The sequence below is a fragment of the Pengzhenrongella phosphoraccumulans genome, from assembly GCF_045689905.1.
GTDB lineage: Bacteria > Actinomycetota > Actinomycetes > Actinomycetales > Cellulomonadaceae > Pengzhenrongella > Pengzhenrongella phosphoraccumulans.
Genome location: NZ_CP144210.1, coordinates 4,567,776 through 4,579,592 on the forward strand (window position 1 = coordinate 4,567,776; position 11,817 = coordinate 4,579,592).

General features: G+C 68.1%; 12 protein-coding genes. 1 reads left to right on the forward strand and 11 read right to left on the reverse strand.

Annotated features, from left to right (window positions below; all coding sequences use genetic code 11):
- Positions 1-118: 118 nt before the first annotated feature.
- The gene (locus VTA80_RS21140) at positions 119-1,048 is read left to right on the forward strand and encodes a DUF559 domain-containing protein (RefSeq protein WP_407343027.1); all 930 of its coding nucleotides are present in this window, start codon (positions 119-121) and stop codon (positions 1,046-1,048) included.
- A gap of 93 nt (positions 1,049-1,141) precedes the next feature.
- Here VTA80_RS21140 and VTA80_RS21145 read toward each other — a convergent pair whose 3' ends face one another.
- From VTA80_RS21145 to VTA80_RS21195, 11 genes are all read right to left on the reverse strand, one after another.
- The gene (locus tag VTA80_RS21145; protein ID WP_407343028.1) at positions 1,142-1,585 is read right to left on the reverse strand and encodes a type II 3-dehydroquinate dehydratase; all 444 of its coding nucleotides are present in this window, start codon (positions 1,583-1,585) and stop codon (positions 1,142-1,144) included.
- A 26-nt stretch (positions 1,586-1,611) separates the two neighbouring features.
- Positions 1,612-2,763 (reverse strand): 3-dehydroquinate synthase, encoded by a 1,152-nt coding sequence (gene aroB / locus VTA80_RS21150; protein WP_407343029.1) that lies wholly within the window; start codon positions 2,761-2,763, stop codon positions 1,612-1,614.
- Complete coding sequence (locus VTA80_RS21155) at positions 2,760-3,338, reverse strand: shikimate kinase (protein WP_407343030.1); 579 nt, start codon at positions 3,336-3,338, stop codon at positions 2,760-2,762. Before VTA80_RS21155 ends, aroB begins: the two co-directional genes overlap by 4 nt.
- 22 nt (positions 3,339-3,360) lie before the next feature.
- Positions 3,361-4,149: a prepilin peptidase gene (locus VTA80_RS21160; RefSeq protein WP_407343031.1), complete on the reverse strand. Its 789-nt coding sequence runs from the start codon at positions 4,147-4,149 to the stop codon at positions 3,361-3,363.
- Between the two features lie 19 nt (positions 4,150-4,168).
- A complete protein-coding gene (locus VTA80_RS21165; protein WP_407343032.1) occupies positions 4,169-5,764 on the reverse strand; it encodes a hypothetical protein in 1,596 nt (531 codons plus the stop codon).
- Between the two features lie 17 nt (positions 5,765-5,781).
- Positions 5,782-6,447: a type II secretion system protein J gene (locus VTA80_RS21170; RefSeq protein WP_407343033.1), complete on the reverse strand. Its 666-nt coding sequence runs from the start codon at positions 6,445-6,447 to the stop codon at positions 5,782-5,784.
- Positions 6,447-8,222, reverse strand: a complete 1,776-nt coding sequence (locus tag VTA80_RS21175; protein WP_407343034.1) for an Ig-like domain-containing protein — start codon at positions 8,220-8,222, stop codon at positions 6,447-6,449. The genes VTA80_RS21170 and VTA80_RS21175 overlap by 1 nt, the downstream gene beginning before the upstream one ends.
- A gap of 129 nt (positions 8,223-8,351) precedes the next feature.
- Complete coding sequence (locus VTA80_RS21180) at positions 8,352-8,804, reverse strand: prepilin-type N-terminal cleavage/methylation domain-containing protein (protein WP_407343035.1); 453 nt, start codon at positions 8,802-8,804, stop codon at positions 8,352-8,354.
- A gap of 179 nt (positions 8,805-8,983) precedes the next feature.
- On the reverse strand, positions 8,984-9,433 hold the full coding sequence (locus VTA80_RS21185; RefSeq protein WP_407343036.1) for a prepilin-type N-terminal cleavage/methylation domain-containing protein: 450 nt from the start codon (positions 9,431-9,433) through the stop codon (positions 8,984-8,986).
- Between the two features lie 374 nt (positions 9,434-9,807).
- Complete coding sequence (aroC, locus tag VTA80_RS21190) at positions 9,808-11,001, reverse strand: chorismate synthase (RefSeq protein ID WP_407343037.1); 1,194 nt, start codon at positions 10,999-11,001, stop codon at positions 9,808-9,810.
- A gap of 98 nt (positions 11,002-11,099) precedes the next feature.
- On the reverse strand, positions 11,100-11,816 hold the full coding sequence (locus tag VTA80_RS21195) for a hypothetical protein (RefSeq protein ID WP_407343038.1): 717 nt from the start codon (positions 11,814-11,816) through the stop codon (positions 11,100-11,102).
- Position 11,817 lies beyond the last annotated feature (1 nt).

Consider the following 11,817-nt stretch of genomic DNA (forward strand, 5'->3'; position numbering starts at 1 on the left):
GGGGATAGCGGGCTTGAGGGGGCTTCCGGCCGACCTCAGGCGGCTTCGGCAATCGTGCACGCAACCGGATCTGCCGCGTTGAGCCGCTTCGGATGGGCCTCACTGAATGCTGACCGGCGTGACTCCGCGCTTTCCCTCCGAGTGGATTCCGCCGCTCGCACATCGGCAGGTCGGGCTGTTCCGCGCCGATCAGGCGATCGCCGCGGGGATGACCCCCGCGCAGGTCCGACGCCGGCGGGACACCGGTCGATGGGTGACGGTTGTCGGCGACGCACTCGCTCTCCGGTCCTTGCCGATCGACGCCTGGCGGCAGGCGCACGGCGCGTGGCTCACGTGGCCGGACTCGGTGGTCTGCCTCGGCACCGCGGCGCGGGTCCACCGGCTCCCGGTGGCCGACGACGGCCGCGTCCACGTCCTGGTCCCGTCGCCCCGTGCAGCCCGCGGCGCGCTGACCCCGCACCAGTTTCGCGTCAACCGAGACGAGATCACCGTCCGCGGTCGCGCCACCGTGACGGATCTCCGGCGCACGGTGTTCGACTGCCTCGGCCGCTTCGACGACCGCCAATCCGAACAGCTGATGATCTGGGTCGTCACCCGCGAGCTGTTCAGCCGCGCGGACCTCGAGCTCGCGGTGGCAACCCGCCCGCGCCAGTGGGGGAACAAACGCCGCCGTCGCGCGCTCGTCGACACCCGCACCGGTGCCCTCGGCGCCGCCGAACGACGGCTCCACTCGATCCTGAGTGGGGCAGGGATCACCGGCTGGCTCGCCGACCAGCAGGTGGCCGACGGCGACGGGCTCATCGGGCGCGCCGACGTCCTGTTCGGCGCCATCGGCCTGGTGATCGAGATCGACGGGATGGCTTACCACGGTGAGGCGGCCTTCCAGAGCGACCGCACGCGCCAGAACCGCCTGGTCAACGCGGGCTACACGGTCCTCCGCTTCACCTGGCACGACCTGACGGACCGCCCGGGCGAGGTCGTCCGCCAGATCCGCACTGCGCTCACCCGCCTGACTGGCCTGAGTGTGCCGCGCTCCAGAGGAATCTGAGCACCGAACGCGCACTTCTCTCTGAAGAGCGGATCGGGGTGGGTTCTGGGCGCGAGGTCGGGGAGGTCGGGAGCGTCAGGCGAGTCGGGAGCGTCAGGCCAGTCGGGTCGCGATCGCTGAGAGGGCCAAGCGGTAGCTGTCGAAGCCGAAGCCGGCGATGGTGCCCGTGGCGACCGCGCCGATCACGGACAGGTGGCGGAACGACTCGCGCGCCGCGGGGTTCGACAGGTGCACCTCGACCAGCAGCAGCCCGGCGGTCGTGATCTGCGCCGCCGCGTCGCGCAGCGCGTAGGAGTAGTGAGTGAATGCCGCGGGGTTGAGCACCACGTGCACGCCCGCGTCGACGGCCTCGTGCAGCCAGCCGACCAGCTCGGACTCGTCGTCGGACTGGCGCACCTCGGCCTCGAGCCCGAGCTCGGCGCCCCAGATCTTCGCGGCGGCCACGAGGTCGGGGTACGACGCCGACCCGTACACCTCGGGCTCGCGCACCCCGAGCCGACCAAGGTTGGGACCGTTGAGCACCAGCACAGAAGTCATGCCCGAAACCCTATCGGCGCCGAGGGCTAGAGCGAGATCGCGCGGCTCGTGACCGCGCCCTCGCTGACCTCCGCGTACGCGGCCGCCAGCAGCACCGGGTCCGGGCCCTCCAGACGCGCAGGCTTGGCCACGCCCTCCAGCACCACGAACCGCAGCAGGTCACCGCGCGTCTTCTTGTCCCGACGCATCGCTGTGAGCAGCTGGTCCCACTTGTCGCCGCGGTACGTGACCGGCAGACCCACGGAGGTGAGGATCGCGCGGTGGCGATCGACGACGTCGTCGGGCAGGCGGCCCGCGAGGCGCGCGAGCTCGGCGGCGAAGACCATGCCGACCGCCACGGCCGCGCCGTGCCGCCACGAGTAGCGCTCGACGTGCTCGATGGCGTGCGCGAACGTGTGGCCGTAGTTGAGGATCTCGCGCTGGCCCAGGTCGGTCAGGTCCACCCCGACCACGCGGGCCTTGACCGCGACGGACCGCTCGATGAGCTCGAGCACCACGTCCTCGCCCTCGTCGCCCTCCGCGAATGCGCCACGACGCTCGACGATGCCGGCGGGATCGGCCTCGATCAGCTCGAGGATGCGCGGGTCGGCGATGAAGCCGCACTTGATGATCTCGCCGAGCCCGGCCACGAAGTCGAACTTGGGCAGGGTCTCGAGCGAGTGGAGGTCGCACAGCACGCCGGCCGGCGGGTAGAAGGTGCCCACGAGGTTCTTGCCCTCGGCGGTGTTGATGCCGGTCTTGCCGCCGACGGCCGCGTCGACCATCGCGAGGAGCGTGGTCGGGATGTGCACCACCTTGATGCCGCGCAGCCACGTCGAGGCGACGAACCCGGCCAGGTCGGTGGTCGCGCCGCCGCCGACGGACACCACGGCGTCCGAGCGCGTGAAGTTCGCCTGCCCCATGACCGTCCAGCAGAACACTGCGACGTCGATCGACTTGGCGTTCTCGGCGTCGGGGATCTCGGCGACCATCGCCTCGTAGCCCTGCGCGGCGAGGTCCTCGCGCACAGCGTTGCCCGACGTCGTCATCGCCTCCGTGCAGATCACCAGCACGCGGCGCACGTCCTGGCCGAGCAGCGCGGGCAGCTCGCCGAGCAGGCGGCGGCCGATGACGACGTCATAGGGGTGCTCGCCGGTGACGCGCACGACGCGGGTGGTGGTCGGGGTCGGGTCGGTCACTGGGCGTCTCCGGTCGGCTGGGTCTTCGGGGTCAGCGCGGCGGCGATCTCGTGCGCCACCTGGAGCGGGGTGCGGCTGTCGGTGTCCACGACGACGGTCGCGACCTGACGGTAGACGGGGCGGCGGGCCTCCATCAGCTTCTGCCACTGCGCGCGCGGGTTGCCCAGCAGCAGCGGGCGGGCCTGGTTGAAGCCCACGCGGGGCGCGGCGTGCGCGAGCGTCACATCGAGGAAGACGACGACGCCGCCCTGCGCCACGTACGCCGCCAGCGCCGCCTGCGTGCCGGGGTCGAGCACTGCGCCGCCGCCGAGCGCCAGCACGCCGGCGTGCGTGGTGAGCGCGGTGGCGACAGCCTGGTGCTCGAGGGTGCGGAACGTCGGCTCGCCGTCGTCCACGAAGATCTCGAGGATCGGCTTGCCCGCGGCGTGCTCGACGTCGGCATCGGTGTCGCGGGAGGTCACGCCCAGCAGGCGTGCGAGCGTGCGGGCGACCGTGGACTTGCCCGAGCCGGGCGGCCCGACGAGGACGACGCGCGGGCGGGACGGGTGGGGCGACGGGGACGGTGTGGGTGGCACGCCCGGAACGCTACCCGCCAGGTCAGGAAAGGATGGACAGGTAGGCCGACCAGAGCTGTTCGCCCGCGCCGATCCCGATCGCCGCGCCGGCCAGCATCCACGGCCCGAACGGGATCCCCGACTTGCGGGTGGCCTTGCCGGCGGCCAGGAGGGCGACCGAGAACACCCCGCCGACGAGGAACGCCGCGAAGGCGCCGACGACGAGCGCGCCCCAGCCGATCCAGGCGAGGTACAGGCCCAGGACGCCGGCGAGCTTGACGTCGCCGAAGCCCATCCCGGCCGGGTAGGCGAACGCGAGCAGGAAGTAGAACGCGAAGAGCGCCGCACCGCCGATGAGTGCGCGGACGAGCGCCGGCCAGTCGCTGGCACCGCCGGGGTTCCAGCTCGCCAGGGCGAGCAGCACGATCGCGACCGGGTAGGCAGGCAAGACGATCGCGTTCGGGAGCCGGTGCGTGTCGAGGTCGATCAGCGCCAGCGCGACGGCGATCGCGGCCAGGTACAGGAACGCCGGCAGGGCCCAGGTCGCGCCGGTCCGCCACGCGGCGAGCCCGAAGAGCACCGCCGTGCCCGCCTCGACCAGCGGGTAGCGGACGGCGATCGGTTCGCGGCAGTCGCGGCAGCGGCCGCGCAGCAGGAGCCACGACAGCACCGGGACGTTGTCCCGCGAACGGATCTCATGGTGGCAGCGCGGGCAGGCGCTCGGCGGGCGCACGATCGACTCGCCGCGCGGAACTCGCCAGACGACGACGTTGAGGAACGAGCCGATCGCGAGGCCGAATACGGCCGCGAACGCGGCGACTGCAGGCGTCATCCGATGGGGCTCCCGCGCACTAGCCAATCTCCTCGAGGTAGTTGCCGGTGTCGGCGTTGACGCTGTCGGCCGGAGCGTTCCACTTCTGGGCGGTACCGCCATCACAGGTCGACACGACGAGGGCCGACCAGTTGCCGTTGTACCTGCCGCCACCGACACCCACACAGCGGCTCGGGCTCGACGAATCGCGAATCGTGTAGCTCGTCACCTTGTTGCCGGTGTCGGTGCTGCGCGTCCAAAGCTGACCTGGACTCGACGCATTGCATGCGCTCGTGAGGGTCACGAAATATCCGGCATCGACACCGGCCGACGCCGGGTCCGTCTGCCCGGCGGCGGTCTTCAGGCAGTACTTCTGCGAGGTGGAGTTGTCTTTGTATACGTAGATGAGTTGAGGCGGCGCCGTGGTCCCGACCAGGGGTTCAGTGTAGAACCACTTGTGGTTCCAGAAAAGACTCGCGGCGGCCGGAGGGTCCTGCTTGCACGGGTAGGAGATCATGAAATCCTTGCCCACGTCGGTATCGGTGACGTCAAAGCAGCGCCCGAATTCAAGATAGTTCACAATCTGGTGGGTATTGACGCTTGCTGCGCCTGGGCCGACTGCTGGGTCGGGAGAGAAAGATCCCCACGCACTCTGGTTCGCGCAGTTCCCCACCTGCAGCTTGTCTCCGGCCACTGGGTTTCCCGAGGTCCGTCCAGAGAACAGGCAGAACCCGCTGTCCTGGATGGACGAGTTCTGCCCGACCCAGGTGGCGCGCCCTCCCTGATCCCACGACCAGAGCTGAGAGAAGGTCGGCGGATTGCAGGCGCTCAGTTTGATCGCCCCCGACACGTCAGTCAGGCAGAGTGGCGTCGCCGTGAGCGTGGAGCTCGCGAGCTTGATCGTGTAGTCGGTGTCGTAGACGAAGAGTTCAGTATCGTCATTCGCCGACAAACCGCACCCGGCCGCGGCCCGGTAGAAGACTTCTGACCCGGAGGTCAGTCCACCCGCCCGTAGGCAGAACTGCGCGGTGGCTGAACCGCTCCACGCGTAGATCCGGCCGCCTTTGATGTTGGTCGTCGTCGTCTCGAAGCGATACACCATCGAGATCGCCCGGTCGCCGGAACCCACCGCAACCTTCCCGGTGGAAGCCGCCACGCCCTTAGACTCGATGAGCGCGTAGGCAGGCAGCACAGCACCAGTTCCGGTGCCATCGACACACCCAAGTTTCTGGGCATTGAGCCATGTCTCGTCGCGACCAGCGGGATCCTCGGAAAAGTAGCGGACCGTGGCGGCAAAAGTGGTCGTGCTCGCCGAAGGGCCGACCGTTCCTTTCACCGTGCAGGGCAGCTGATGCGGGTCGCCGTACACGGCGCCGGTGAAGTCCCGGGCACCGACCGAAGTGCGGATCCGTCCAATAGCCGACTCGACTCCCGCCTCCGCGGCGAAGATCGTCGTGGTGTTCTTTTGCGCGTACTGGGTCGGACCCACCTGACTGAGCAAGAGACCAAGAACGAGCACGCTCAGCGCCGCCATGACGAGCATCAGCATGATCGCCATCATCATCGCCACGCCGTCGTCGCGGGCAATCCCTCGGGCCCTACGGCGCAACGTCGATTCTCGCTTTCCCTTGGACACCGGACCCCTTTGAGGTTTCATGGACGGACTCCCGCGCGCCAGCACGCCGGGAGATCCGAGATGCCGTCACCATTGGTGTCGGCATTCCCGGACGATTCCACCGATGAGTTGCGCGCCACGAACGTCGACGCGGAAGACACTTGGCCGGCAGAGGCATCGGACTTGAGGAGCAGATCCAGCTTGAGGCTCTGACGCGGATGCTCCGGTGAAGCGCGCACGACTGAGAACGGGTGATAGCCAGGCACGGCCGGGTCGGGGGCGACCACCGATGTCGCGACGACTATCCACCCCGGCAGCGACGGCGCACTCTCGGCCCAGACTCGGGACTCGACGAGCGCCGTTGCCGGGTCCCACCGCCACTGGGTGCACATGGTCACACCGGCTGCCGAGACTGTGGCTGGGGTGCGGAACTCGACGTACTCGGTCCCCGAAGCACTCGCCCCAGGCAAGTTGATCGCGTCGGAGTAGCGCACCTGCTTGTCGAGACGTTGGAACACCCGCCGCACCGAGTCGGCAGCGTCCACCGTCACTTGAGTCCTGACCGTCTCGCGTGTCATCGTCACCATGCCTGCGAGAAAGACCGCGCAGACGACCGTGAAGATGCCCATGGCGACGAGCAGTTCGAGGAGAGAGAACCCGGACTCGTCTTGGCGCAGGCCGGACGCCTGAACTGGATCGCGCATCAGTTCTTGATCCGGACGGAGTAGGTGGCCGGGTCGGACCACAGTGCCGGGGATCCTGTGGTCTGGACCCGGTAGCTGAACGAGCAGGAGCCACTGCTGGGCACGCTGCCAGGAGCCTTGAAGTCGAAATGGCCGTTGCTGGCGTTGAAGTTCGAGATTGACCCGCAGGTCAATCCTGTCGGTGCCTCGAACACCACGCCCGAGCTCGGCAGAGAACTCAGACCGAAGGAGTCGGTTTGGTTCCTCTTCACGCTGGACCCGGCCACCTCGTCGTTGACGTCGGGGAGCACGGTCACTGTCGCGGTCGCGACGGGAGAAGCAGTCACGCCGTCCGGGGTGAGCATCTGGTACGTGAACGTGTAGGTCCCCGCGGCGCCGACGGGCGGCCGGTAGGTGGCAGCCGTCTGGGTGCTGTCGACCGTGACGGCTCCGCCAGTCGGCGGCGAGACGATGCGCACCTTGTACCCGACCTGACCGGGCGGGAGCACGAGCGGCGTGTTCGCAGGAGAGTTGGAGGCCGTCAACAGGATCGAGAGCGGAGTCGCGACCGGTGCGGTGTACGACACGACCGTGACCCTGACCGTGCCGGGCAGGCTCGTCATCCCGGCGGGGTCCACGTAGGTGTACTTGAAGGAGTAGCTGCCGACGGAGCCGGGTGTCGCGTAACTGACGGACGACACTGCTGCGCTCGCGACCCCCGGCGTGAGGTTCTCGCTGATGAAGAGCCCGTGCGCCGCGTTCAGCGGGACACCGGTCACGTCAGTGACATTGACCGTCACTGGAGTGCCCACGTACGTCGTGATCGCGTAGCTCAACGCCTGCGGCGTGACGTAGATGTGTGCGAGCGCCTGCGCCTGGCGCGCGCCGACCATCACGCGGTACGTGAAGGTGACCTCGCCGTGGACGGCACCGGGGCCCGCGATAGGAAGGGCCGTGTACGTGACCTTGCCGGTGCTGGTGTCCACGACGGCCGAGCCCAGCCCCGGTCCGGAGATGATTGACACCGGATTCGACGCGAGCTGCATGAGCGTGTCGTTGGACAGGACATCAATTGCGGTCGACGAACCGGCGTCGACGGCGACGGCGTCGTCTACCGCGAGCAGCCTGGTGGTGTTGTTCCATTCGACGTCTGAGTTGGGATCAATGATGGACGCTATCTGGTAACGGCAGGTCGATCCGGCGCAGGAGCCAGCCGTGTTCGGCCAGCTCACGGTGACGATGGTGCGCATCATCCGGATGTACCCCGTCAGAGGGGTCCCGCTCGCGTTGCCGCCGACGGTCGTGCACAGCTCGTTCGTCCCGGAGGCAAGCCGGTAGCAGGTACCGATCAGAGTCGTGACGGAGTACAGCGTCCGAGACTCCGTGGCAGTCGTGGTCAATGGCACGACGTCGTCAGCCGTGCCTGCCAGCGCCAAAGGTGCGGTGGCGGTGTCCCAGGCGGGGAAGGTCTGCGCCACGCCCGAGATGCCAGCAGCGGTCGCGACAGCCCACGCAGCGGTCACGTCCGCCTGCGTGCGCCCCACGACAAGGCCCGAGGTTCCTGAAGTCGATGCGGTCGCAACCCAGGAGAAGGCGCCCTCCATCGCGTCGTTCGCCAGCGCGACCGCGTCGTGAGAGCGCTGGAGGTGAGTCACCGAGCGCGTGCCGGCCAGGAAGAAGTACAGCGACGCTGTCGCAAGTATCGCGAGCAGCGACAGCGACACGACGACCTCGATCAACGTGAAACCTTGATCGTCCCCCGGCGTCTGAGGACGGCGGTTCCGGCCTGAACTCATTACCCCTCCTCGACTCACGGCGGCGAACGACGCTCGCGCTGGTGCGACGTCGTCAGGTGCACGACGGCGCTGGATGCGAACTAGGGGGAAAGCCGTAGCTTTCCCCCTAGTCGACAGCTGGAAGGTGAACTAGCAGCCCGCGGCCTTCGCGGCAGCGGCCCCCGGCTGGAGCCCGCCCGACCCGCTGAGGTAGCTGAACCCCTTACCGGCACCGCCCGTGCCGTTGCCGTTCTCGCCGTAGACGCAGTACTTGTCGGTGCCGATGATCTTGTAGGAGACGATGTTGCCCATGGTCAATGTGAAGGGCGAGGCGGTAGTGATCGTCATCGTGTTGGCGACCGCCGTCGTGGCCGTGACCGTGGCGGGGTAGGCCTGGTTGTCCGTGTAGTAGGTCTCCAGCTCGGTCGCGACCGTGCGAACGTCGGACTTGATCGAGGCGTCGACAGCCTTCTTGCGCTGGTTGAGGAACACCGGGATCGCAATGGCAGCCAAGATGCCGATGATGATGATGACGACGAGGAGCTCGATGAGCGTGAAGCCCTTTTCCTTCTCATCGAGGGACTTGCGGATACGAGCAATCATGTGAGGCTCCGATTCGGACATTGGCGAAGTGCGGGCATTTCTGCATCAAGCAAACTTATGTTTCGCTCGCGACGAGATTCTTAGACCCGGAGCAGAATCAAACCTGGGTAGGAATCACGACGCCTGAGAGAAGCGAATGGGGTGGGAGGCAATCGCATCCCACCCCATTGCCCGACGGCTTAGGCGCAGGCAGCGATCTTGGTCGCGCTGAGCCCGCCGGCCGCGCTCAGGTACTGGAATCCGAGGTCCGCGGCAGCGGAACCGTCAGTCCCGTTCGGGTTCTTGCCGAGGACGCAGAACGCATTACCGGTCAACGGCTTGTAGGTGAGTACGTTGCCCTTTGTCGTGGTGAACGTGCTGCCGCCGGTGATGACGACCGACCCGTCCGTGATGGCTACGTTCCCAACAACCGGGTACTTCTGATTGTCCGTGTAGAACGTCTCGAGCTCGGTCGCGACCGTGCGGAGGTCGGACTTGATCGAGGCGTCGACGGCCTTCTTGCGCTGGTTGAGGAACACCGGGATCGCAATGGCAGCCAAGATGCCGATGATGATAATGACGACGAGGAGCTCGATGAGCGTGAAGCCCTTTTCCTTCTCATCGAGGGACTTGCGAATACGAGCCATCATGTGAGACTCCCGTTTGTGGCCGAGCGGAAAGAGAGGTTGTTGTCGATTTCAGACCGGCCTGGACCGGCATCTTCTCTATCGGCCTTCCCGACCACCACTTGAGCGTCCCACAACGCGAATATTTGACGCCAGCGCATATCCGTCTTGTCGCGACATACCGGGCGCGTGAAAGCCGAATTGCCTATCAGATCTCGTGGGGCGACGCAGGCAAATACATCGGAATTGAGGAACCAGATTCGAATTGCTCTGTGGCGTCGCTCACACTCCGCGAGGACAGAACTGGACATCCGTCCGGTATCGGGCAGGCCGGGGACTCCAGAGCACCGGGGAAAGTCACCCCGGGCACCACTAGGCCAAAAGAGTGTCGGTCGCTCCTACCGCTGAAGCTCGGGAACCGCCTCGAGGTACGCCCGCACGTTCCGCGCGACCTCCCCCACCGAGTCCCCGCCGAACTTCTCCAGCAGCGCCCCCGCGAGCACGAGCGCCACCATCGCCTCGGCGACCACCGCGGCCGGCGGTACGGCGCACACATCCGACCGCTGATGCTGCGCCTTGGCGGGCTCCCCCGAGGCGGTATCGATGGTCGCCAGCGCACGCGGCACCGTCGAGATCGGCTTCATCGCCGCGCGGACGCGCAGGACCTCCCCGTTAGACATCCCGCCCTCGATCCCGCCCGCACGGTTCGACGATCGGATGATCCGCCCGGTGTCCGCATCCCGCGACATCTCGTCGTGCGCGGCGGACCCGCGACGCATGGCGGTGCGGAACCCGTCGCCCACCTCGACGCCCTTGATCGCCTGGATCCCCATCAACGCCCCGGCCAGGCGGGCGTCGAGCCGACGGTCGGCGTGCACGTAGCTGCCCAGTCCGGACGGCAGCCCGTAGGCGAGCACCTCGACTACTCCGCCGAGGGTGTCCCCCGCATCGTGGCAGTCATCGATCTCGGCGACCATCGCGGCGGACGTGGCCGGATCGAAGCAGCGCACCGGGTCGGCGTCGAGGAAGACGACGTCGTCGGGCAGCGGCAGCGGGGCGTCGTCGGGCACGGCGACGGGCCCGACGGCGACCACGTGCGAGACCAGCTCGATCCCGGCGGCCTGCACTAGGAAATGGGCCGCGACCGTGCCAAGCGCCACCCGGGTCGCGGTCTCGCGGGCCGAGGCGCGCTCGAGCACCGGGCGCGCGTCGTCGAACGCATACTTGCGCATCCCGACGAGGTCCGCGTGCCCGGGGCGCGGCCGGGTGAGCGGCGCGTTGCGCGCGCGCTCCAGCAGCGCAGGGTCCGTCACCGGGTCGGCGGACATGACGTCGACCCACTTGGGCCACTCGGTGTTGCCGATCTCGATGGCGATCGGGCCGCCCTGGGTGAGCCCCAGACGCACCCCGCCGAGGATGCGGACGGCGTCCTGCTCGAACTTCATCCGGGCCCCGCGACCGTGACCCAGCCGCCGCCGCGCGAGGGCGTCTTGGACGTCCTGGGTGGTGATCTCGACCCCCGCCGGCAAACCCTCGAGGATCCCGACCAACGCCTGACCGTGCGACTCACCGGAAGTCAACCAACGCAGCATGGGGGGATTCTGTCACGCCGCCTGCACAGCGAGACGGCGCGACTCCCGGGACGGGCCAGGAGTCGCGCCGCAGCGCCGGTCATGCCGAGGCCGAGCCGCTACTTGACCGCCAGCGGGTCCGGCAGGACGTAGATGAAGCCGCTGACGACGAACTCCTGGTCACCGTCGGCCACGGCCGGCCGGCCGCCACCCGCATCCGCGGCGGTGAGCGTGGTCGCGGCCAATCCGCCCACGAGGAACAGACGCGGTCCCTTGACCTGCACGTCGTCGAGGAACCCGATCACGTTGTCCCTGGACCCGACCACGTCGATCGAGTAGGCGATCGACGCGAAGCCCGCCGGGACGCCCGTGTTGACGGGCGCGGCGGCCGCAGCAGCCGCAGCGGCCGCTTCTGCTGGCGTCTGGGACGTCGCCGTGTTGGCCGGATCCACCACCACGGGGGCCACCACCACCGGCACGGCCGGCAAGAAGGAGACAGGCAGTGACGGCGAGACCGCCACGATCACCACGGAGCGTGCCGCCGCGAGGTCGGTGAGCTGGGTGAAGTAGCTGCCGAGGTCCTTGGTGACCGGGATCTGCCCCTGGAGACCGGCGAGTTCGGCCTTGTACTCGGGAAGCTTGGCGAAGTCGGCCTTGAGCTTGGTGATCCGCAGCGCGACGATCTGGTTCTGCTGCCGGGTCGCCTCCGCCTGGGTCCGAGATTCTGAGGCGGTCGCGAACGTCGGTGAGATCAGCAGGAACCAGGCCGCGATGGCGATCAGGAGCCCGAGGAAGACCGTGCCACCGATCCAGGTGCTCTTTGCCTGAGCGCGCATG